General features: G+C 39.7%; 20 protein-coding genes. 1 reads left to right on the top strand and 19 read right to left on the bottom strand.

Features of this window, described 5'->3' with window-relative positions:
- Positions 1 to 115: 115 nt before the first annotated feature.
- The 8 genes from M472_RS40935 to M472_RS40900 form a co-directional block, all read right to left on the bottom strand.
- Positions 116 to 1,612, bottom strand: a complete 1,497-nt coding sequence (locus tag M472_RS40935) for a PKD-like family lipoprotein (protein ID WP_021071838.1) — start codon at positions 1,610 to 1,612, stop codon at positions 116 to 118.
- Positions 1,613 to 1,658: 46 nt separating this feature from the next.
- Positions 1,659 to 2,438, bottom strand: a complete 780-nt coding sequence (locus M472_RS40930; protein WP_021071837.1) for a DUF4843 domain-containing protein — start codon at positions 2,436 to 2,438, stop codon at positions 1,659 to 1,661.
- Positions 2,422 to 3,930, bottom strand: a complete 1,509-nt coding sequence (locus tag M472_RS40925; RefSeq protein WP_158499941.1) for a RagB/SusD family nutrient uptake outer membrane protein — start codon at positions 3,928 to 3,930, stop codon at positions 2,422 to 2,424. Before M472_RS40925 ends, M472_RS40930 begins: the two co-directional genes overlap by 17 nt.
- 8 nt (positions 3,931 to 3,938) lie before the next feature.
- Positions 3,939 to 7,244 (bottom strand): SusC/RagA family TonB-linked outer membrane protein, encoded by a 3,306-nt coding sequence (locus M472_RS40920; RefSeq protein ID WP_022829439.1) that lies wholly within the window; start codon positions 7,242 to 7,244, stop codon positions 3,939 to 3,941.
- Positions 7,245 to 7,364: 120 nt separating this feature from the next.
- On the bottom strand, positions 7,365 to 8,516 hold the full coding sequence (locus tag M472_RS40915; RefSeq protein ID WP_021071834.1) for a FecR family protein: 1,152 nt from the start codon (positions 8,514 to 8,516) through the stop codon (positions 7,365 to 7,367).
- A gap of 45 nt (positions 8,517 to 8,561) precedes the next feature.
- The gene (locus M472_RS40910; RefSeq protein WP_021071833.1) at positions 8,562 to 9,155 is read right to left on the bottom strand and encodes an RNA polymerase sigma factor; all 594 of its coding nucleotides are present in this window, start codon (positions 9,153 to 9,155) and stop codon (positions 8,562 to 8,564) included.
- A gap of 173 nt (positions 9,156 to 9,328) precedes the next feature.
- Positions 9,329 to 9,751, bottom strand: coding sequence for a hypothetical protein (locus tag M472_RS40905; protein ID WP_021071832.1), 423 nt, complete (start codon positions 9,749 to 9,751; stop codon positions 9,329 to 9,331).
- Positions 9,752 to 10,010: 259 nt separating this feature from the next.
- Positions 10,011 to 11,951: a polysaccharide biosynthesis protein gene (locus tag M472_RS40900; RefSeq protein WP_021071831.1), complete on the bottom strand. Its 1,941-nt coding sequence runs from the start codon at positions 11,949 to 11,951 to the stop codon at positions 10,011 to 10,013.
- A gap of 349 nt (positions 11,952 to 12,300) precedes the next feature.
- On the opposite strand from M472_RS40900, the gene M472_RS40895 reads away from it, so the two are divergent.
- Positions 12,301 to 12,939 (top strand): HdeD family acid-resistance protein, encoded by a 639-nt coding sequence (locus M472_RS40895; protein ID WP_031301979.1) that lies wholly within the window; start codon positions 12,301 to 12,303, stop codon positions 12,937 to 12,939.
- Between the two features lie 111 nt (positions 12,940 to 13,050).
- On the opposite strand, the gene M472_RS40890 is transcribed toward M472_RS40895, so the two are convergent.
- The 11 genes from M472_RS40890 to hisH form a co-directional block, all read right to left on the bottom strand.
- Positions 13,051 to 13,482, bottom strand: a complete 432-nt coding sequence (locus M472_RS40890) for a WxcM-like domain-containing protein (protein ID WP_021071829.1) — start codon at positions 13,480 to 13,482, stop codon at positions 13,051 to 13,053.
- A 272-nt stretch (positions 13,483 to 13,754) separates the two neighbouring features.
- The gene (locus M472_RS40880; protein ID WP_021071827.1) at positions 13,755 to 14,720 is read right to left on the bottom strand and encodes an MraY family glycosyltransferase; all 966 of its coding nucleotides are present in this window, start codon (positions 14,718 to 14,720) and stop codon (positions 13,755 to 13,757) included.
- A 102-nt stretch (positions 14,721 to 14,822) separates the two neighbouring features.
- A complete protein-coding gene (locus M472_RS40875; RefSeq protein ID WP_021071826.1) occupies positions 14,823 to 15,734 on the bottom strand; it encodes an NAD-dependent epimerase/dehydratase family protein in 912 nt (303 codons plus the stop codon).
- A complete protein-coding gene (locus tag M472_RS40870; protein WP_021071825.1) occupies positions 15,734 to 16,882 on the bottom strand; it encodes a glycosyltransferase family 4 protein in 1,149 nt (382 codons plus the stop codon). The genes M472_RS40875 and M472_RS40870 overlap by 1 nt, the downstream gene beginning before the upstream one ends.
- Positions 16,883 to 16,987: 105 nt before the next feature.
- The gene (locus M472_RS40865; protein WP_021071824.1) at positions 16,988 to 18,073 is read right to left on the bottom strand and encodes a glycosyltransferase; all 1,086 of its coding nucleotides are present in this window, start codon (positions 18,071 to 18,073) and stop codon (positions 16,988 to 16,990) included.
- Positions 18,074 to 18,608: 535 nt separating this feature from the next.
- Positions 18,609 to 19,706 carry a glycosyltransferase family 4 protein gene (locus tag M472_RS40860; protein ID WP_021071823.1) on the bottom strand — a complete coding sequence of 366 codons (1,098 nt, stop codon included), beginning with the start codon at positions 19,704 to 19,706 and terminating at the stop codon, positions 18,609 to 18,611.
- Positions 19,694 to 20,941: a hypothetical protein gene (locus M472_RS40855; protein ID WP_021071822.1), complete on the bottom strand. Its 1,248-nt coding sequence runs from the start codon at positions 20,939 to 20,941 to the stop codon at positions 19,694 to 19,696. The genes M472_RS40860 and M472_RS40855 overlap by 13 nt, the downstream gene beginning before the upstream one ends.
- On the bottom strand, positions 20,931 to 22,019 hold the full coding sequence (locus tag M472_RS44730) for a glycosyltransferase family protein (RefSeq protein WP_021071821.1): 1,089 nt from the start codon (positions 22,017 to 22,019) through the stop codon (positions 20,931 to 20,933). Before M472_RS44730 ends, M472_RS40855 begins: the two co-directional genes overlap by 11 nt.
- 58 nt (positions 22,020 to 22,077) lie before the next feature.
- Positions 22,078 to 23,190, bottom strand: coding sequence for an N-acetyl sugar amidotransferase (locus M472_RS40850; protein ID WP_021071820.1), 1,113 nt, complete (start codon positions 23,188 to 23,190; stop codon positions 22,078 to 22,080).
- Between the two features lie 5 nt (positions 23,191 to 23,195).
- The gene (locus M472_RS40845; protein WP_021071819.1) at positions 23,196 to 23,933 is read right to left on the bottom strand and encodes an AglZ/HisF2 family acetamidino modification protein; all 738 of its coding nucleotides are present in this window, start codon (positions 23,931 to 23,933) and stop codon (positions 23,196 to 23,198) included.
- The gene (gene hisH / locus M472_RS40840) at positions 23,933 to 24,544 is read right to left on the bottom strand and encodes an imidazole glycerol phosphate synthase subunit HisH (protein ID WP_021071818.1); all 612 of its coding nucleotides are present in this window, start codon (positions 24,542 to 24,544) and stop codon (positions 23,933 to 23,935) included. Before hisH ends, M472_RS40845 begins: the two co-directional genes overlap by 1 nt.
- Positions 24,545 to 24,547 lie beyond the last annotated feature (3 nt).

The following is a 24,547-nucleotide window of genomic DNA, read 5'->3' as shown; positions in this document are numbered from 1 at the left end:
GACTATGTTAAGAAATCATTAATTATGAAAGGTAACAAAAGAAAAAACAAGCTTTCCTCTTTCGAATACGAAACAGAACAAAACCAGTTTTCATAAAAACACGGATAATCTTATACTAATAACTCGTATTATGACTGAAAAAATCTTTTAAACCATCCCCCACATACAACAGATCACCTACATGCTCGCCATTACCTTCTAAAATAAATGCCGGCTCGGGAGCCAACTTGCCACTATCCTTGGTAAACATTCGGACTTTGTACTTCCCTCCGATTACCGAGCCTACAGCGATATAGCTATGGGCATATTCAGGTTCCAACGTATACTTACGGTGTCTCAACAGCGTTATCTTCTCTCCTTGGGGCACGGTATACTGCAATTGCTCTGTTTGATTAGAAAGATTACGGGACCATACCTCATTACCAACGACAAAAAACAGTAGATTTTCCTCGCCCTCCAACAACATATACCTACTTGCATTATAGAGCTTTTCCGTCGGTCGGATAGGATTACTTTTAATCATGAAATGCGTGGCACTGGGGATTATCTCAGCGACAGCCTTTTTAGAGGCGTCGCTTTTGTCCTGGAATACAGCATAACCAGTCGTAGGCGTCTCCGTCTTAAGTCCCATATACAGCAGATTTTTGTCACTTCTATTGGCAGGGATCTCCGTTTTCGAACTATCTCTTACGGGAGCCAACATCCCTCCTCCACTCACCCCCTGCACAAACGAACTACTTATCTCATCAAAAAAATACGCACCACTTCCCAATACCGCACCTATAAAATATTTAGAAAGGTGATAAGGCGTATTTCTATCATCTATACCATTCGGTGCCCCAAACTGTCCTGTACTCCTAGAAGCTGCTGAATAGACGTACAACTGCCCATCATTAGCAGCATATTGCGCAACCGCCGCATTCATAATAAACGTAGGCTTCCTTACAGATGGAGTCATATAAAACAAACTCTCAAAAGAGCGGAACTCCGTAAAGCTATTGATATCAATCGAGCTGGCGTCCCGTTCTGACACCACAAATAAGGTACGGGCAGGCACGTATTCCTCTCCACCCCACACAAAATACCGTGGATAGAAGCTCAGCAAAAGTGGATCCCCTTCTAATTTCCTATGATTATTTAGGTTAAACACATCATCCAAACGCTGATATTCCTGGAGTGTATCCCCTGGAACAAACAGGTCTAGATCCGTCTGTCTCTGCGTAGACTTAGCCACATACCATCCTCGTGTATACACTGTTCCGACTTTAAACTCTACAGTTTCATAGTGCGAATAGTCCGTTCTTCTATTTCTCACCTGTAAGCGCAACCGATATAAGCCTGGCTTCCTGTCCAATTTTAAGTCGAGCACCCTTGTTGTGGCCAAAGTATCATTGGGCAGCATCACCCAGAGGTACTCCAGGTCAGCCTGTCCATCTGAAGCCTGAATAATCGGATCGATCACTATATTTTCGCCATGCAATAGCCCACTATAAGACTTTTCTATACCTGTCACTGTGATGACTTCCTTCTCCCGTAGTCCATAGCTACTATTGTCCTTTATACAAGAAGTCCATGCTATTATCAGAAAAACGTTATATATACAATGTTTCATTTTCATCGGTAACACTTATTCACCATCTAAATACCGTTCAACCATCTTAGAAACTGATCAACTCATTTGTCTCCGGATCCCGCAACGGTTCGCCATGATCCTGGTTATAATCTGCCAAAGCCCTGCGCAATATGATCATCCAATAATCCAGTACCGAGCTCAAAGGCATCACTTCTTCAAAAAATGCTTGATTCCACAACTTCCCTGTGACTTCAATCATAAACTCATGTTTTCGCACGCTATATTTACCCAGATAATAATCTTCCATTGCCGTATCCCAAGCTTCTGGCCTACTCAGTTTATCACTAAAAACCAACTTACGCCAACTATTACTGACACTTCCCTCCTTAAAGTTTTCATTATCTACTATCTTAAACTTCAGCACTACCTCCTGCTCTTTCAACGTCTTATCCCTCAAGAGCACAATAGGCACCCGCACGTGATGTTGTCCCGCCTTCATCACATACACCGGAGCCATAGTCGCATTCTGAAACCCGATATAATGCACATCCGCGACAGCATTTTTCTGTCCCGGAACGGTCTCCTGCGTCAATTTATAAACACGATCATGATCTGCCACTTGCCCTACTGTATACAGGTCAAAATAAACCGTATCCCGTACAATAGCAGGCTCATCATAATAAAAGGTCATTCTTTTCAAGGTATCCATTAATCGAAAACGTGGATCACCTGCCCATTTCAATTCTGGGCCGAATTGCAGATAATCTTCTCCTTTATAGAATTTGTAATCTTCTTTCTGACAAGCGGTCGCAACAAGTGCAAGCAGCACCACAACTATTTGGTATTTATCAATTACTCTCCTCATCGCCATAGATTCTCTTGATATACTCTGTTTCTTTCAAAGGTTCCGGTATCTTATACTCCACTGCTGAGCTAGGCGACTTAAATATAATTTTATTAGCCATTGCCTCCATTCTTTTATACGTATAAAAGGCCTGCCCCTCCCCAAAGAATTCTCTGCGGAACTCCTTCATGATTTCATCTCTCCTCGCTGGGGTTCCCTGGGGCAATGGTCTATTCGGGAGGCCTCTACTTGAGAGGTACCTACTCCAATACAGCTGTGCCTCATTTTCTTCTCCAGCCTCTGCCAGTAAGAGATACATCTCAGATATTCTGATCAATGGAATCTGCTTCAACTCGACCTCATCCCTTATTGTCCCATTACCTTCTTTGCCGCCATATTCCTGTACGTTATACTTTTTCAGGACATTAATCCGTTCTGTATTCGAAAGTATCCGCATCTCCCACAGTCTATTATTTCTTATATCCTCCATTATATTGCCATACAATTGCGTTGTGACCGCATTGGGCGAGTTTCCCTTTTTAAGACTTCCTGATGCAAAATATTTATCAAATTTTCTCTCCAGATTATGGTCAAACAGTCCAAAAAGGTGCTCATTGATCAAGGCAAAGTCATTCTTTCCCAGATCTACATCAGTCCCCAACCTAAATTTGGCGGTCCCATCAACATCTTTTACATTCACTAATTCCTTTGCGATAGCACAGGCCTTACGCTCATCTCCCTCCCATAAATAGGTTCTGGCCATCAATGCTTTTACGGCATACACATTCATGCGCAACATCCGATGCGAATAGAAATCATCCGCCGGGTCAAAAGAAGTACTTTGAGCCGGGTTACGCAATTGAAGCAAAGAATACTTCGTTATCGGATCGATATCCCTCAACAGCTCTTCGGCGGTTTCTAAGTCTCCTAGCAATTCTCCTATAAACGTTTTAAAATCCACCTTAGGATGCACTTCTTTAGACACCGTCTTCACATAGGACAATATAGGTGATGCGTTTTCTCTTGAAGGAACTGGTCCATAGATGCGCAATAAATCCAGGTGCAAAAAAGCCCGTAGTCCCAGCGCCTCTCCTTTGATCAGTCTATACATCATCTCGGATGAAAATGCGCCACGTCTTTCGTCTATATTTCTTAATAACGCATTGAGGTTGGCGACTGCAGCATACATATGTGCATAGATCGTGTCAAACTTCGCCACCACATCCTGTGCTGTATAATCATGTCTATTCATCCCAGCCTCAGCGGATCCCTGACGCACATCCCAACTCGACACCAGGTGCTCCATCGTTCCAAACACCAGCTCCTTACCATACAAACTTGTATCCTTCATCTGTATGTATACCCCGGTGAGTACCTTTTTAAACCCCTCTTCGGTACTATAGGTCACCTTTTCGGGTAATTCTGTGCGCGGAGTTACCTGCAAAAACTTCTTACAGGAGACCGACAGCAGCACCACTATCGTATACAAGATCCATCTATACATCTTCATCATATCAAACATTAGAATGTAACCGAAAAATTAAGTCCAAAATAACGGGTAAACGGATAATTCGTCCCCCTCTCCCTTTTAATCGTCGATAAATAAAATACATCCGACATATTAGCCGTCACTATTAAATCCTGCACGCCATAGCGTCTTAGAAAATCTCGCTGTCCCACATCATAGCGCAAGCTTATATTCTGCAGGCTCAGCGTACGCTCATTCTGCACAAACCGTGAAGTCTTATAAGTTGGAGAACAGGAACAGGTTGATTTAAACGCCACCTGATCCCCAGGTTTCGTCCAGCGGCTATCATACACCCGGGCATCCATATTGAATCTATAGTCCATTACCTCTATACGCTCTCCCAATGTTGCATTATATTGCTGCCCACCGAAGCGATAGCCAAAGAAAGCGTTGAACGTAAAAGATTTATAGCGCAACATCGTACTGAAGTTGCCGAAAAAGGTCGGGTCCGTACCTCCTACCGCCACGACATCCCTGCCATTCCAGACAGATGTTGGTTTACCGTCTTTTCCGATGAAAAATTCCTCTCCCGAGCTCGGATCTATTCCTAATGAAGGCACCGCCCATATCGTATTGCTCGAGTAGCCCTCCACAAACAATAGCGCTTCGGGATTACCCGTCGCATTCTTAATCACCTCCTGTGCCTCCTTCAGCGCCTTAGAAGTCTTTAGCACCTTATTCTTATTCCGTACTGCTGTCGCCGTCACACTCCATGCTATCCCCTCCTCAGGCCTTTTCCATAGATAGGCTGTAGCAATCAACTCCATCCCTTTGTTTTCCATTTTTCCGATATTGTCGATATAACTGCCAAAGCCATTGGATGGAGGGAGCATAACCGACGACACCATATCTCTGGACGTTTCTTTATACACGTCCGCCATCATGGAAAAATACCCCTCAAACATTTCCAGTTCAATACCTATATTGTTTTTATAGTTCTGCTGCCACCTGAGCTCCTCGTTGCCGAGTCCCATCATATAGCTCCCCGTCCAATTAAAATATCGGTCATCAGTATAGTATTTATAAGTTGAAATGGACTGATAAGCCCTGAAGTTTTGTGAGCCTGTAACACCGGTAGACATCCTTATTTTTAAACGATTTATAGCTTCGGGCAATGTAAAGAGTGTTTCCTTATGCAAATTCCAACCAGCTCCTACCGACCAAAACGGCGCAAACTGATTTTCAGCGCCAAACTGTGATGCTCCGTCCATTCGCAGGGACGCATCTGAAAAATAACGATCTGCATACGAATAACTCAAGTTACCGGTAAATCCAACCGCCCGAGACAGCATCTCACTCCCATTAGGTTTACCATCCTTGGCATATTGCAGTGCTGCAGGCAGGAAATCCAAATCGGGATTATTGAAGCCCTCTGCCAGAATCTCATAATAAAGTCGTTTGTTCTGACGGATATTATAATCCACTCCGGCAAACAGCATGTGGTCCTGATTGAACACCTTATTGTACGATAGATTGAGGGAGGCGTCGTAGCGAAATCCCTTTCCGGTAGAGAATCGATAATCCCCTTTTCTAGCGATATCTTTTGCACTGTACCGGGCAAATGCCGTATGCTCTGCGGGCCTAAACCGATCCGTTTGCTGTGTGGTCCTCGTAAGGCCCAATTGCGCCCGTAAGAGCAAATTACGATGCACATTCCATTCCACACTTGTATTGTTGGTCAGTTCAAAGGTTTCTCCTGTATCAAAGGTATTGAGCGTTGCATTATACAGCGGATTAGTAGGTAGGTTATCTCCCCAAAACCTCAAATAATCCAGATTGCCGGGGTCGCCCAGTACTTTCAACGCCTTACCCTTATCATCATAAGGCACCCAATACGGGTTCATTCGTACATATTGATGAAAAGCACCATAAGGCGAATTCGCCTGCAGATTCTGTGTCACCATCAAATTGTTCTTGAATTTGATATGGTCATAGATATAAGACAGCCCCATCGTACTGTTGATGATCTTCTTAGAAGACCCTTTCATACCTCCCTGCACATCGTTGTACTGTGCTGATAACACATACCTAAACTCTGGGCTACCACCATCCAAGCGCAAGTTGTGCCGCTGTCCTATTCCATTACGCAGAGGCAGACTGACCCAATCCGTATTTACCCCACTATTGACCTCGTTGCGTATAAAGCTGTAATAACGCTGCAAGGAAGTCGATTCGGATTCATCGTAGTACCCTACCCTTTTTTCCAGTTCCAACTTATCCGCGGCATTCAACAACTTATACGAACTGACATCCGGTATCTCGACATTCATATCGGCACGATAGGTTATTCTTAATTTTCCCTCTCGAGGACTTTTCGTCGTGATCACGACCACCCCATTGGCCCCTCTTGACCCATATATCGCCGTTGCCGAAGCATCCTTCAGCAAAGTGATCAACTCCACTTCATTCTCATTGATCTCCAATAGCTTTTGGAGATTGGTTTCAAATCCATCCAGAATAATCAGGGGGGTATTTAGGTTGATCCGTGCATCGCTCTGCAACTCGTCGACATTCGGGATATTACTGTTGCCACGAATCTGTATTTCCGGAAAGCTATTGGGGTTAGAGCCATACCGGTTATTTTCAATGAGGTTAAAAGAAGGATCTATATTTCGGATCGACGAGACCAGATTACGAGTTCCCGCCATCTGCAGTTCGTCTCCTGTAATAGTGACCGAAGCCCCGGTAAAACTTGCCAGTGCTTTTTTGAAGATTCCGGTCGTGACGACCTCATCCATGGCGATGTTTTTGGGGAGGATCAGCACCGTCATCCTCCCCTTATCATAGGTAGCTTTTATTTCTTTAGTTTCGTATCCAATACAGGATATAACGAGTTGTTGATTCTCTACAGCATCGGGCAGATAGAACTCCCCTTTTTCATCAGACGTAGTTACGATATGGGGTTTATTCTTGACCCGTATCGAGGCTCCTTTAAACGGGCCTTCCTTTTCATCCAGCACCCTTCCTCTTATCCCCTCTCTTCTCCCTATCGCCTGTTCTTCAAGTCCACTACGTATGACGACAATATTATTCTTGATTTCATAGTACAATCCTTGGCTCTTTAAGCAATAATCCAGCACCTCTTCTACCTGAACATCCGTGAACTTTACCGTTACTGGTTCAAACGCCCGCAGCTGTTCCGTATTATACATGAAGTCATAGTTTGTCTGTCGCTGTATCTGTTTCAGAATCTGCTTCAACCGCGCATTTTTCACATCGATAGATATTCGCTGAGCAAACACATCAGCGCTCCATTGCATTAATATCAAGCTATATGCGACAATAACAAGTCTTAACATATTAATCCATACTATTTAGGCATAGCAATTTACGCCATTATTGGTTAATATGGTATACAATTTGAATAATTGAGTTACTCAAAGAACGTTTTATTTTACATGCTGCCGTATATTCAGCCTTTATTGTACAACGATATTTCTTCCTTTGATTTTAAAACGGACATCTGCTATAGACTCGATTCGTTCCAGGAGCTCTTTTAGGTCTCTGCTTCTCGCCAGGCTCAATGTCACTCGTTCATCAGTTTTCTTATTCCAAATAATACGATCTATATGATACCAGCGCGCCAACTCCTGCAGTAAAACAGGCAACGGCTGATCGTTACATACAAAATATCCGTCCTTCCAGCCCAGTATCTCCTCCACATCGACTGGTTCGACCGTCATCTCCCCTAGACTACTGTCGGCTGTTGCCCGCTGCCCAGGCACGAGTATCACCTCTTGCACCCCTCTTTGCATACACACTTTTCCCTCTTCCAGCGTCGTCTGTACCAAATCCTCCGTCGATAATGCCCGTATATTGAATTTTGTACCCAATACCCGTACATTCACATTTTTCGCGGCTACATCAAACACTGCAGGGTCAACTTTTCTCACGTCAAAATAAGCCTCTCCTTCCAATCGGACGGACCTATTATCGCTGCCATAGCGCGATGAAATCTGTAATCGCGATGCTGAGTTGAGATGTACCTCCGTGCCGTCCGATAGCAGTACACGGTTACTCACCCCCTTAGGAGTGGAAAACGTATGGAAGCCTTTCTCAGTTTTGTAGGTAGTTTTTACGTCCAGACGGTATCTTCCTCTAGCGATCCGTTGCACATGTACAGCAGCATTATTGATCTCTTCTGTTGTGTCAGCCATGACAAACGAGCGTCCATCCTCCAACGTGATTATTGCCACGTCATCGGGCAATAGTAGTTCCGTTGTGTCTTTCGAATGGACAGAAGCCTGCATCTCCCCATGCGGGCCCTTCTCCACGTCCAGTCTCCACCAAAACAGTAGACCTATCACACTTGCTGCTGCAACATATCCGAGCCACTTCTTCACTTTGGAATTCTTTCGGACGGTACCCTCAACCGTAGCATGCAATTGTTCAAGCATCTTTTCTTTCTCAAAAGGCATCTGCATATCGACAATAATCGTTTCATCGATCATACCCGACACCTCACCACGCGAATACTGCTTCAAGAGCATATCAAATTCCTCCTGCTCTTCAGCAGAGAGGTTTTCTTCATAGCGCTTTTGCAATAATTGTTTAAATCGTGTAGTGTTCAAAATCAAGACTCTTTATTAGAAGAACAATTGCACAAGAGGATACGACTAGTGCTTGGGAAAAAATATTTCAAAATATACCATCAGCGGGAAGGTAGTATGGAGATGGGCATCGCCAAAATGCGTACGGAGCTTCTTCAGCGCCTGGGTCATGTGGTTCTTTACCGTATTGGGAGCAATCCCCAGTCGTAGGGCAATCTGTTGATGGGTCAGTGCTTCATTTCGACTCAGTTCGATCACTGTACGCTGTTGATGCGGCAGCTCGGCAATAGTCTTATCCACGAAAGATTTCAGCTCCTTATAGAATACTTCCTCTTCGGGCGAGGGGGCCATCAGCTCCGTATCGACGGCTTCTTCATCCTGTATGAGCCTTCGCGAACCTGACTTTATTTTGTTTATACTGAGCTGCTTAGACACCACATAGAGGAATACCCACAGGTTGCCCTCCACATCGAGCTGTTCTCGGTAGTTCCACAGTTTGATAAAGACATCCTGCAAAATATCTTCGGCTGCATATTTGTCTTTTGTTATTTTAAAGCATACACTATAGACCCCATTGGACAGGATTTCGTACACCTTATTAAAGGCATCAATATTCCCTTTTTTTAAGTCAGCAATGGTATCACGGTCGATAAGGTGCATAGGCTTAGTTCTTACGAAGGCCTAAGATAACCAACTTTTCTGACTTATAGGAAAGAGCTGCATAATAGTGCTTCTATAAATATCTAAACAAAAAAACAGGCGTCCACTCTACGCCGACGCCTGCTTGATCCGACAGTATCGGACCTACTCTCATTTATTTAAATTTACTTCTCTTATTGCTTCTTTCCGTCAAAACTATAGATCACATCATCTTCTTTTGTATCCTTAGTGACAATTTTTATATTTTTTTCTGCCATTGTATAGATCAAAAGACCGTTAGGATCAGCCGATGCCTGTACTGACATATTACCATTGGCAGATACCTGCAATGTCTTTGTTGTAATAATAGAATAAGGCTGATCTGCTTTCGCTTCTACTTTCAAATGATCTTTATCTACTTTAGATACTATAATTACAGCTTCATAATATTTTTTTCCGCCAATTACATCGATAGTACCTACATAAGTACCTATAGCGGCATCAATACTGCCACCTTCAGGTCCTTTGTCATCTTTACTACAGCTGGATATACCCACGCTCACAAGAGCAAAAAATAATACAGCCAGTAGGCCGTTACGTTTCATGATTTTTTTCATCGTTTATTCGTCTTTTTTTACGCGGGTAGCTACACAATTATTAGACCATATCTGACCTCACTATGCCGTGTTTTCCTCCAGCGACAGTACTACAGCAAACTAGATTTCTGTTTATCAGACATTTAACACGCAAGAAATAAAATGATTTTTTTGATTAAATTAAGAGAAGATAAAGGTTTTTAAACCTGCAAAAAATAACAGCCGTTACTTTTTATGGTGACAGCTGTTACTTTTTTTTGAGCTATAATAGCTTCGTTATCTAGGCATCCAATTCCTCAAACACCGAATTCTGAGACCTATATTCTGGAACGATCTCCTTGATCAAGCGCACTAGCTCCATCTTATGCTTGTCCGGATCAGCTATTTTGACCAAGTCACAGAGTTCTTCTATTTTTGACTTCTTAAGATGCGCATCATGCGGGCTCACCTTAGCAATCATGATTTTCTCGTGGTGTGTCTTTTCAGTGTTTTCATCCGTGGCGAGCAGTTCTTCAAATGTCTTCTCTCCCGGGCGCAGCCCCACGACCTCTATACCGATATCCTCCGGGTAGCTATAGCCCTTCAGCTGTATCATCTGTATCGCCAGATCCATGATTTTTACAGGCTCCCCCATATCAAACACAAAGACTTCTCCCCCTTTTCCCATCACGCCTGCCTCCTGTACCAATTGGCAAGCTTCCGGAATAGTCATAAAATAACGGGTAATATCCGGGTGCGTAATCGTCAATGGCCCTCCCTTGAGCATCTGTTTCTCAAATAGCGGGATGACTGAACCGTTCGAACCCAATACATTTCCAAAACGCGTCACGATATAGTTGGTCTTCGATTCAGCATTGATACAAGATACGATGATTTCCGCCACACGCTTGGTAGCTCCCATTACATTTGTCGGGTTTACCGCCTTATCCGTCGACACCATCACAAACTTGTCTACCTCATATTGATCAGCTAGACGGGCTACATTACAAGAACCCCATACATTCGTCATTATCGCTTCGTATGGATTCTCCTCCATCAACGGCACATGCTTATAGGCCGCTGCATGAAAGACATAATTTGGTCTGTATTTTTCAAACACCCGCTGCATGAAAGACGTATTGCGGACATCACCTACTATAAATCTAAAACGTTTTCGATTGCTGCAGTCCAATATCTCTTGCTGTATTTCATAGAGAGCCGATTCTGCCTGATCCAATACGATCAACTGTCTACACCTGGTAGCTGCTATCTGTCGTACCAATTCCGATCCTATGGATCCTGCTCCTCCCGTCACCAATACCACCTGCCCCTGCATTTCTTGCTGTATACTGGGGTTGTCCAGGTCGATAGCCTTTCTCCCCAGCAGATCTTCGATACGCAGGCTACGTATCTGCCGAGTAGCCACCTCCCCAGCCAACAGCTTGGCCGAGTCCGGAATAATCTTTACAATCAAGGGAATAGGTTCTGCCAATTTAAAAACGTGCTGCAAACGCTCGGGACTATGTCGGTCCGTCGCAATGATGAGTTCGTGTGCGTTACCGTGTTGCTGAACAAATTCCTTGTCCAATCGCGCCACATCCTGGACCTTAAATCCCTGTATCCGCTTCCCTATACGTGCCGGATTATCGTCCATAATCGCTACCACCCGATACTTGTTACGGGAGGTCGATTGAATAAAATGAAATGTGGTATTCCCCATATTACCTGCACCAAACAGGATAACAGGAATACGATTATCCTTCCGATTCCACAATATCTCGTGGTACAATGCACGGTATAAGACCCGCGCAAAAGACATGGAAAAGCCTGTTACAAAGGCATGGAACAACAATTGAGTATCCGAAAAAGGAGTAACAGCGCGTAGAGGAGGCAAGTATTCTATTTTCCATTCGATCAGGTGTGACACCAATACCGACATCGCAAAAGCAACGACTATCGTTATCGCCAGCTGCTGTATATCACGTAGGCCGGTACGCCGTATGACGCTCTTGTAGGTTTGAAACGACAGAAAACACAGGAAGTAAATTGTCCCAACAATCAGCAACTGTCCCAGCATCCGGTCAAACTGCCCCATCATATTGTGAACTTCAACACCGTTGCGCTCTTTAAAGATCAAGACAAAACTAAACACAAATGCGCCAGACATCAGTACCAGATCTATTAACAGAATCATCCAGCGCGGCTTATCCATCCGCAATCCCTCTCTCCAAATATTTACCATGTATCTTCTACCTACTATGTATCAAGCTATTCTGCCCAATTGGAATCGCACCTTTTGGCTGTCTCGCCGATTAAATTATTACACTTCCAATTAACACCATTTACTTTGACAAAAAGAATACCAAAAAATCCACAAAAGGCTTCTTTTTAGGTCTAACAACATGCAATATATACAAAAATATTCAATGGTATTTGCATTAAATACGTAACTTACTTGATATCGCATCGCAAGGATTTAATTAAAACCTATGGGCAAAAATTTTGTTTATAGGAGAAGAGTGCCTTTGGATATTCACAATGGCCCACAGGGTACTGCAAAACAAGATCGAATTACCTTAAATATTTTTATTATGCAACATTCATTTTTTAAAACAGTCCGCAATTCTGTCAAACATTGGTACATTCCGCTGATCATCGGAATCCTGTTGATTCTCCTAGGCTTCTATACCATCAGTACCCCGTTAGCGTCCTTCTTTGCGCTGACTCTTATTTTCTCTTGGTCATTTATTGTATCTGGTCTTCTGGAGATTATCTTTTCTATACAGAATAAAGACGAAATCGAGGGATGGGGATGGTATCTGACGGGTGGTATCCTTTACACGTTATTGGGAATCCTGTTATTGAGCAATCCGGGAGCTTCGGCCGTATCATTGACGTTTATCGTCGGTTTCTATGTGATGTTCCGATCTATACAGCTGATGTCCTTCTCCTTCGACCTCAAAAGTTATGGCAGTAAAAACTGGGGATGGATCACTGTGTGGGCCGTATTGGGACTAGTCTTTAGTTTTATCCTGTTGTGGAACCCTGCTTTTGCCGGCCTATCGCTCGTGATATGGACAGGAATGGCCATTATTGCCATCGGTTTTTCAGCCTGCTTCCTAGCATTCCAACTAAAAGGTATCAAGAATAAAACCATAGCGATGTCCGAAGAGTGGAAAGCTAAATACCAAAGTTTAAAAGACGAATTTTATAAGGAAATGAAGGGTTAACCCTACAGTCAACGAAAAAGGTCAGCAACTGTAAATAGCTGCTGACCTTTTCACCATTTAACCCATTAACGGTTTAACCGTTTCTAACGCTCTCACTTTCTAACTTCCTCTCTAACCCTTTTTCCCCCTTTTCACAAAAAAATCCGAAGGCCAGGTATAATTATCCTGTGGTGCATGCTCAATCCCATAGTCTGCAAAAACCAATAGCTCCGATCCCTCTTCTAAAGCTTGAAAAGCTGTACCATAGCCTATTGGCATATGAATCACCTGCTTGTCCTCCGCTTTCAAAACTCGACGTTCGATATCTAAATTTGGAGACGCTTGCTCCCAATTATCGATCTGAACCGTGTCCAACATAAAAGAACCCGACAATACATAAAACCAACGTTGCTCGATCCGATGCGCACGCCAGCCCCGTACCAATTCGGTGTCTTTATTTTGGATAATATAGAACCGTTTGACCTGTGTCATGTCAAATTCATTGACAAAGCGTATAGCGCCACGATGGTCAGAGGCTATGCCCCCTTGAATAATTTCTATCATTTCAATTCGTTTTATTCGATTTCAGCACTGCAATCTTGCCTTTATTCGACTTTGGCAAGGATATTGCTGCACAATCTCTACATTTTACCTATTTTCTTGAAACTAATATGAGCAGATTTTCTTTAGTTTTTAAAACACTGCCCAATGAGGCTCGTGTCTTTGCAGTAGCCCTTGGCTTATTTATAGTGGTAGTAGCATTATATAGTTCATTAATTTATCTAGGCGTATAAGGAAAAACTCTACACTCTTTAAACAAATTATTAAAGTTTATTTTATTCGGCACTCTCAACAAAGCGCCGAATCACATAGGCTTTGCCCAATAAATAAAGGAGACTCAGTCCCAACAATACACCTATTGCAAAGAACAATTGCGTCTGCCCATCATGCTCCGCGATTCGAATCACCATATATCCCAAACCAAACTGCAATACTCCATACAGTAGCGAAACCAACAACTTATTCACGCCTGCCTCATTGCCCAGGTATTGGTACAAATGCGAACGATGCGCTTGGAATATGTTTTCCCTAAGATACAAACGACGGATTATGGTCCATACCGCATCGACACCGTATATCGCTAGAAATAAAATATAGATTAACTTACCCGTAGTCAAAATCAACATTCCCAATGCAAACAGCAAGATATAAGCCATGGCGACAGAGCCCACATCCCCTGCAAAACATTTTGCCCTCATTCGAAAATTAAAGAAAGTAAATACCAAAGTACCAAGCAGCACGCATACCAATAAGTCGGATTCGATAAATCCTACTTTCTGATTGACGAGCAGCAACAACCCACCGACAGCAAGACTGTAACAAGCGGTAATACCATTGATACCGTCCATAAAATTGTACGCATTGATGACGCCCACTGCCACTACAAAACCGATTAGGAGAAAATACCAGGGCATCTCGAAAAGGTCAAGCTGATAAGCCAATAGCATGACCGAAGCAAAGTGAACTAACAGACGTATCTTATTCGACAATGTGAATATATCATCTAAAAATGAAACCACAGTCATCATCGTCAACCCCAGAAAAAACCAAGGGTATTGAAATCTGGAAAGAATAAAATAGATCAACACCGCAACATAAAATATAATCCCACCACCACGTAGCGTAACGGTCGTATGTGAGGATCGCTCATTGGGCTTATCGATGATATTGAACCGATCCGCTATCTTAAAATAAACAAGCTCTAATATGAATAGAGCTATAAAAATTAATGCGTATATCATTGTAATTGTTTTCCCCTCGCTACACCGTCATTGCGCCGCGTCCCGACTCTCGGGAACCCCAGTGAAGCAATCTTTATTCTATTCTCCAGTTCTAGTTACTATTTACTTTTTATCTTCGTTAAAACTCCTTATCGTCTTCTCCAAGCCTGCCTTAGCAGTCAAGGGCAGTTTCTCTATCCCCAAAGCGGCTTTTATCTTTGCGTTGGAGACCACATAGGATTCCGTTAACTTTTTCAATCGCTCTGAGTTCAATGGTAATGGTAAAAAATCACCTATTTTAACACTCGCTTTGATTACTCCTTCTGGTATGTGCCATAATCTAGGCATCTTACCCAGTATCGTTGCAATTAAAGCCACAAGTTCGTTCGTAGAAAGCGTTTCATCATCTGCACAGTTATAGACTCCTGACGGCAAATCTACCTTCCGTATCATCTCGGCAATTAGATAACAAAGATTATCAATACTAAGGAAAGAGCGTTGATTATGAAACGAAGCTAAGGGCCAAGGCAATCCCTTTCTAACAACCTGATACAAGAGATTCAGATTTCCCTTGTTGTCAGGCCCATGTATCATACAGGGCCGAATGATAAACAACCTCTTTCCGGCTGGAAGCACTTGCTCTTGTAAGTATTTTTCAGCTTCCCACTTGGATTGTCCATAAGGAGTCTGTGGACTTGCCAATATTTCCTCTCCCAATACTCCGTCCACAGTATCTGCCACAGCTTTTACGGAAGAGAAAAAAAAGAAGTCTCGAATACTAGAGTTAATAAATTGATTAAATAATTCAATCGTTAAATCTCTGTTGACTTTAAAATACTCCTCAGGTTGAGAAGTATTAGAAGTGTCGTGTGCCTTTCCTGCAAGATGGATGAGGGCTACTATTGAGCTATTACTTTCTAATTTCCAACCTTCGTCACGCAAAGAAAGACTTTGAATATCTATGCTATTGTCTTTTAGAAACTGAGATAGGTATTTACCTACAAAACCTGATACACCCGAAACACAAACATTCATTAGTTAAAAATTAACTTTTCTTCAATTTCTTTCCAAACAACTTCTTGCCTAAAAAACCTATCGACAAATTCTCTTCCATTTTTGCCATGCAACCTTCTTAGCTCTGGATTTTTATAGTAGATTTCTATTTTACTTGCTATATCCCTAGGTTCATGAGTTATGTGCACCCCTGTATGACTATCAATAATTGCGTCCACACATCCCGTCACTCTCGTGGTCAATACTGGTATTGACATTGAGGAAGCCTCCAAAACGACTGTCGGGAAGCCCTCGCGATATGATGGCAGAACCAGAACGTCTATTAACATATAATATGCGGCTACATCCTCAATGAAATCAACATGTATAATATGTGAATCTTCCATTATTTGCCTCCTAATACGTTCTGGAATTCCATCTCTAGTTTCAAATGGCCCTATTAAAAGAAGTTTCGCTTTTACACCTCTGTCTCGAAGCACTTCCCACGCATTCATTAAGTCTATGATACCTTTATCTTTTACCAAACGCCCAACGAATCCAATAACAAAATCTGTCTTATCAAGATTTAGAGACTTACGTAAAAACCCAACTGAATTCGTGCTTTCAAATCTCAGGCGAGAATATCTCTCGGTATTTATTCCATTACAAGTGCCTTTTGATAAGATAATATCTTTCTTCTTTCTGCCAAGTCCATCGGAGTTGACTTTTTCTAGCACAGAATCACTAACATTCACCACTTTAGTGGAAAGGTAAGCAGTCAAGTGCTCAATAAGAATCAAAAGCCTCCTTTTGGCCCCAGTAGCAGTTTCATATACAAGTCCATGTCTAAAATAAACTCTATTTTTTGTCCCCGCAAGATAAGACGCAATCATTGCAACCATAGCTCCTTTCGGAGTATGGCCAAAAACATGTGTTATTTTATTTTTCTTTATGATTCTAAACAGCCTACATATTGCTTTTAAATCATTTAAAGGGCTTATAGTACGAGTTATAGCAATTTCAAAATAGGGAATATTGACTTTCTTCAAATAGTTCTCTAAAAACTCGGACCCCGTACACGCCACAAACTGATCAATTTCCTTATTTGAAAAATACTGAAATTGCTCTCCTATAAAATAAGGTAAGACAAAAGCATCGTTAACAACTTGTAAAACTTTTATTTTGAACACTATAAAATATCTAAAAAACTTTTATTTACATTTAGGTTATTAATAGACATCTGCTTTTAACAATTATACAAATAATCTACAACTAACTTTAACATGAACCAAATATCAACTCAAGTTATACAATTTAAAATAATTCTCAACCATATTACTTATATCTAACGTATTTGCCTTTTTATATTGAATATCAATTAGGTCCTTTTGATTTGTTTCGCACTTATTAATTATTTCGGATACAATCTGATTTATATCTGTATTATCAACCAAGTTATCCCCTGAAGGAACAACATCATTAATACCAAAAACATCTGAACCCAAAAAAGGACGACCACAAGCTAATGCTTCAATTGTAACACCAGACATTCCCTCATAATCAGAAAGCAATACATTAATATTGACAAACTTCATTAAAGATAGAATGTCTTGTCGGTGACCAAGAAACACAACTCTATCTTGAACTTCCTTCTCTTTTACGAGACTTCTACACTTGTCTATATCAGGCCCTTCGCCAGCAAATAAAAGAACATACCGCTTGGGAAGATGAGTTATGGCTTCTACCAAAAGATCATGTCGCTTAGGATACTCGAATCTTGCTGCCATTAATATATATATACAATCAGGCTTCCAATCACTATACGATTTAAGATCAAGGGGACTAAGATTTCTGATTTTTTCAAGATCAATACCATTTGCTATCAAGACTGTTCTATCTGATTTCCTAAACCAATCATCCAATTTCAATTTAATTTTTTCAGAAATTACTACGACTTTAGTGTAAGTTGCATAAATCCAATCCTCTAGCATTCGATACTTAGCCTTCCCCAAACGTTTATTCACGATACTATGCTCCGTAAAAAAAAACTTAGAATCCAATTTACATATCTTCTGGATCATTGACAGATAATACAAAGAAGGAAACAAGTGTACATGGATAATATCAAAGTGATTTTTTTTAAAGAACCTATAAAGATACCATAATATGATAGGATTATAGAGTGAGCCGCCGTCAGACAAAAAGCGCACACGTACATTTGCAGCTTCTAGTTCACTTATATATTTATCTATACTACCTCTCTTAGTGAGAAGCAATAATTCTAGAGATTCACACTTCGTCGCTAATTTGGGCAAAAAATTTACAAGCAAGCGTTCTGCACCTCCATTCCCAAGATTATTAATAATATGTAGAACTTTCATTAATTGGAAAGATTTAAAATTTTCTTTTTATTAGTATTTCCTCCTGAAGCCTTCCCGTCACAATATATAAAAACTGCTCTCTACTACTTACTGTATAATCCACTATAGTAATAGACTTACAACAGCTATACCTGTCCTTCGATGAAAATCAAAAATAGAACATTTAATTTTGATGCTATTATCATCCCCTCTCACATTAGCTTTCATTAGGCCGTCTGCTTTGAAACAATTACAACTAATATTTTCTATAAACAAGTCATTTGTTTGAATGAAATAGAGATGCGCCAAAGTGATCAACCTCACTATCATTATATACCCTCTCTATCAACCTGAAGACATAAGTATTGTAAAGTTTCCCGTAAGAAAAAAGTATTCATATTATTCACGTAATGATACACATGTTTCTCTCAAATCTCAAGTGTTTTTTTAAGATGTCAGCTGTTAACAATGTTGACCATTTTTGTAGCATAGCGGGTTCTTCAGCTATATTATCTTTTGTGTTGTCGTTTGCTTTAGCGCCAAAAACAATACATTTTCATGTTGCATAAGCATCTAAATAATTCAAACTTGTAGTTTCTATATCATATCGACTATGAAAACTCTCCCTAGCATTATATCTAATTAAATTTATATTCTCTGAATCTATATAGCTTAATATAGCATTAGAAATATCCTCAGCTGAAGTTCCTGAAATCAAGAACCCGTTTATTTTATCCTCGATCATATCAGCGACACCGCCAACTGGAGTACAAATTGGCACGCATCCGTGAGATAAAGCCTCAATCAAAGAAATTGGCATCCCTTCAAAAATACTTGGTAAAATAAAAGCATCACATGCAGCCAAATAATCTTCAACATTTGATACTCCCCCTACTAAATGAATATTACATTCGCCTTGCGTCTCAGTAAGTATTTCGTTATAAAGGTCTTTATCCCTAACGTCTCCCAACACCAATAATACTGCCCCTTTCATCCTTAAGCATTTAGATTTAAATGCTTTGACTAAATTAAGTTGATTTTTTTGCGCGTCTATTCTAGCTACGTTGACAAACAATTGCTGACCATTTCCTTTATACTTGGCTTTAATCGCATCCCGCTTAGTTTTATCAAACTGCCTATATGGTCTTCCATTGTCAATTTGAATATCATATCCAAACAAGTCATAAAACTCTTCAAAGGATTTACTCATGGTTTTAGATATAGTTATGGGTATCACCAATTTTGAACTGAACAGCTTTTTTCTTAAAAAAAAAGCTAAGAAATTAGCCACATCTTTATTAGCCTCGTTATGAATAGTATGAAAAAACTTTATCGTTTTGCTTTTCACTTTAAACAACCGATAAAATAATATGTACTCCAAAGCATTTATATGAGAATTAACAATATCTGGTTTGACATTGTTAATCAGTCTTAATGTTCTCAACAAAGTCTTCATATCAAAACCAGATTTCTTCCCGATTGAAATAACTTGAACATTTTCTGAAACTTCATCTTTAAAGGAGTCCTTATTATTGTCAAACAATGACACTAAATAAACTTCATTAGTCTTTGCGAGCTCATTACAAAGATCAACAACAAACCGCTCGGCCCCTCCTCTACTTAATGAAGGAATAACATGCATTATTTTAGCCATTCTATATTTCTATAATTATGTAGCCTTAATCCCGAATAAATTACCATAACAAAGTAAAGGCCATAAAGTAAAGGCCTTTGCGTAAACAAAAGCAAAAGAAACACGAGAGATACTAGGTTAAAAACAAAGTCTTTACGCCAATTATTGTGTAATAATATATAAAAAACAGCTATATATATTAGAATAACGACCCCTTTTTCGTAGATAAGAATTCTGTGTGACAAACCAGTAGATCCAAATTCTTCTACGGTACTATTTTTCCCTTTCCCCGTTAACCAATACTCAAATCCTCCTTTCCTTACAAACTTCTGATAAGCTTCTTCAAATCCATCCATAACATCTCGATTTGAATGTACTCCAACAATAAATGGTCCGTCCCATTTGAAACGGCTATGGATAGAAAACTTCAATACAGGGTGATCAACCGTTTTACTAGCTAAAAAAGAAAAAGAAAAATACCCAATTATAATAAGCAATAAAAAAAGAGAACCTTTAATAACTTGTTTATATCTTGTCAGTTCTCTAAATTTCGAAAAATATAATACGGGTATTATTAACAACAGAAAGAACATGGATAGTGACAATGTCCCTGCGATTAAATAAATCCAAAACTGTCTTTTTGAAAGTTCACTTCTAAAATAGAACAGAATCATCCCACACATTGTTCCTACAACTCCAGGTTCGTCCCAAGCAGATGTAAATCTGATTAATGTTAGAGGATCCAAACCTTGGGTATAGTATAAAAAGAAAAAATTATAATATGTTCTACCATCTGAATCTCTTATATATGTCAAATGTGGAGGTACGCCAAAGAAGTTGAGAACTAAGTAGAATAAAAAACCAATAACAAAAAGTCTACAAACAACATCCATAAATGTCAACACACACCATTTACGAAACGAGGGTGGTAACAAGAAAAAAGCAAGAATAGGTAAAACCCCAGAGTAGAAATATTGAAAAAAAGACAAAATGGATTTTTCATCAAATAAAATCCAAGTAAAGGGCAATACGGCTAATGCCCAAGCGAAATTACCTTGCTTGTTACTATGTATCAAGAAGGGCAATGAAAGTAAAATAAGAAACTTCAATACATAGGTTACTATTTTACCTGTCGTCGGAACCCCCCACATGATCATAGAATCTAGTAATGCAATGATAACCAATACAACACTTATCAATAGAAAAGGGTTTCGCCAGTCCTTAGTCACATTATTCTCAGAAAGTTTATATAACATCTTTTAAAAAACTCAATCGCATATTTTCTTTTGCTTCGATAGAGTACCTGTCTCTATTAATGTCTATTTCACCTGAAGAAACCGTGTTCAAAACGAAAGATCTTATTCTTTCTATATTATTACTTACATTGTCTTTATTGTTCCCTATATATAATGTAAATGGTGTCTCATGAAAATCACTATCAATATAACCTAGAATTAAAAATAATTTATTGGCAACATACTCTCTCACTTTCAACGGGCAAGCCTCTTTCATATTTTTTCTAAATAAAGCTAAAGTACCTACTCCTACTTGACATTGTTCATATAAAGCAGACAACTCATTCGCCTGTAAAAAACCATGACAAATAAGATTATCAGGAAACAAATCAAAATCTTTTTGGGGTCCCACCAAATGAAACTTAAACTCAGGAAGCAGTCTAGCCATTTCGACAAACTGATCAAATCCTTGCCATAATTGCCCTGGTGTTCCAACAAAGATTATATTAGTCTCATTCTGCGATTTTTTTTTATCGAATGGTGCTTTAAAGTTAACCCCATTCGATATCATTATAGTCTTTTTCTTGTAATTACTATAGTAGTTGACTATTTCATCAGTCAATCCCACTATGCCCACACACTTCTTCAATAACCTATCTCTCCCAAAACTAAATATACTATATCTAATATCACCTTTAGGATAATAGAGCCGGACCTCTTCCTCATCAATAGAATTGAGCTCTAACACTGACGGAAATCTGGAAACAACTTTACTAACATTCGGATACCACATACTCCCAGGCCTCAAATAAACCACATCTGGTCCAATATCTTTAATTTTATCATATAAATTTCCAAATGCCATATTCCTTCCTATAAAAGTTCGAATTGAAGAATGTATCAGAAAGGATAAACCTGGCCTTTCAAAAACATGAACATTTTTCACTCTTGGTACATGGTCGTTCACAGTACCAGAAGAAACTATCATGAGATGAACCTCGTTCCCCTGCATTTCCCAATAAGAAATCTTAGCACAAATTTTATTTAAAACACTGCTTTGAGCTATAATATCCCAATCCAAAACATAAACTATTTTCATACTCCACTCTAACAATAATCTAGTATACAATCAATCGCTATTACGCAAGCAACAGCTATTATCTTAGCAATCCTTTAATTTTCATATAAAAATCAAATATCCACTGATCACTCGGATAATCCAAATGTGACTTGGCTTCTTGCTTCATAATCTGATCAAATTCCTCCTGTGTAAAAGACAACTTCTTCAAAACATAGTCTAAGTCAGAGCTTAAGTCAGAGGAAGAGTATAAAGGCTTTTTAAGTTCATTTAAAGCCTTCTCTCTACTAATTTCTTCATTTCTGATTTGGGCAGATAAATGCACTGTTCGTTTATCTACGCCAAACTTCTCAGGCAAATAATATGCCTGGTAAAACTTGGTAAAGACAGACTCATAGTGTTTTCCTCCATAGTACTCCCAATCAAACTCGGTTTCTAACAATTTCATAGCGGTCTCCTTTTCATAATTAATACTATTAAGAAGCTCTATATAACTACCTCCAAGTCCTAATTTCCTACTAATTTGATATCTTATAGAACTCATAGTTGGAAAATTCTTGATTCTTTTTTGACCAAACTGCTTTTGAATTGCTTCTATTTGAGTTAAATCTTGTTTTCTCCAAACCCATGAATTGGGCATTCCATGTTCTGTAACATAATTCGCACCCGATAGTATATACTTAATGTTATGTTTTTTTCGAAGCTTATACATCGTAGCCATGATTGCATGATCCGACAACATTTCAACATCAATAACCCCAGCTTTAAAAAAAGAACGCTGGAGATCCTTAAATTCAGGCCAGTTTATAACATATGTTTCTAAATCAAATCCACATTTATCAACAATCTTTTTAATATTTGAAACAGCAACTTCCGAGTTCCACCCATTATCAAAATGTACACAAAGAGGATTAAGCTCCATTTTCTTAGCTAGATAAGCAACATATGAACTATCAACTCCTCCACTAAGTCCAATAACGCTGTCATACTTCCCTTTCTTATCTCGCAACAAAGTCTTTTTAATTTGTAAAATATTTTCTTCTTCCTGGTTAGCTGTATACTTGTACATTGGAAGCTTCAATTCTGCATCCAAACAATGATTGCACACTCCCTTTTTATCAAAAAAAATATCGGGATCCTGAGTATCCATGACACATTTTGTACATTGCTGATATAACTTATTCTGATTCATAAATTTTAAATATTTTTTGGATACGATATTAAGACTGCTTTGTGAGAACCTTGATAAACAAACAATGAGCCTGCAGCACATGCAGATGCTCCAGCACGTATGCCCTGCTCTAGATTATCTATGGACGACGCACCACCTGATGCAATCAAGGGTACAGATATTTCTCTTGAAACATTAGCAATGAGCTCGAGATCATACCCCTTAAGAGTTCCATCCAAATCTACACTATTCAGAAATATCTCGCCAACACCTGTCTCACAATATCTTTTAGCTAAATCAATGGGATGCACTTTAAGTACCCTAGAGCTAACATGGTCATAAACAAATTTTTTACCAAAAAAATCTCTCTTTACGTCTATTGCTCCTACTATTGTCGAACTCCCAAAATAAGATACAGCTTCTTTTATAAAAGTCTGAGATTCTAAGCCCATATGATTAATTATCACCTTCTCAATTCCCAGTTTTAAAAGACGTTCTATCTGATTAAGTTTCTCTATACCACCTCCGTAGGCTAGAGGCATAAAACATTCAGATGTCAGGTCTTGCAAAACCGTAAAATTTGGACCGGACTTATACTTCGAAGCATCTATGTCCAAAAAAATGATCTCATCAGCTTCTTTGTCGTTGAATATTTTAACAGCATTTATTGGATCACCAATATACTTGTAGTTTTTAAATCTCTCAGATTTCACTAATCCGTCATCATGTAATAAGAGACACGGTATATATCTATTTCTAATCATCAATACCTCTCTGCAAAGTTTTTAAATAGTGACAGGCCAAATTTATGGCTTTTCTCTGGATGAAACTGAACGCCTATAATATTATCAACCTCAAAAGCAGATGTAAACTCTTTGTCATATACTGTCGTAAATAAAATATCAGAAGCACTCGTCATTTCTACAAAATAAGAATGTACAAAATAATACCTCCTCACCTCAAAGTCATCGATGATTAGACTAGATTCCTTTTGTGGCAAACAGTTATTCCACCCCATATGTGGAGATTTTAAATCCTTATTTTCGAAATGGAATTTTTTAGTCCTACCATTAATCCAGCCCAACCCACTCAGGCTACCTTCTTCACTACTCCTACACATTAATTGCATCCCCAAACAGATTCCTAATGTTGGAATCTTATCTTCCAAAACCCGCTTATTTAAAGCCTTTATCCACTGTCCTTCGTTTAGGTTTTTCATTCCTGTGTCGAATGCGCCCACACCCGGCAAGATAATTTTCGTGGCTTTATTTAAGTCTTCAGGACTGGTTATTATCATCGCTTCATATCCCACCTTCTTAAACATGTTACATACGGAACCTAAATTCCCCAGGCCATAATCTATTACTGAAATCATACT

The organism is Sphingobacterium paucimobilis HER1398, from assembly GCF_000416985.1.
In the GTDB taxonomy this organism is placed as follows: domain Bacteria; phylum Bacteroidota; class Bacteroidia; order Sphingobacteriales; family Sphingobacteriaceae; genus Sphingobacterium; species Sphingobacterium paucimobilis.
Note: the sequence above shows the minus strand (reverse complement) of the source record. Positions and strands in the feature narration are given on the sequence as shown.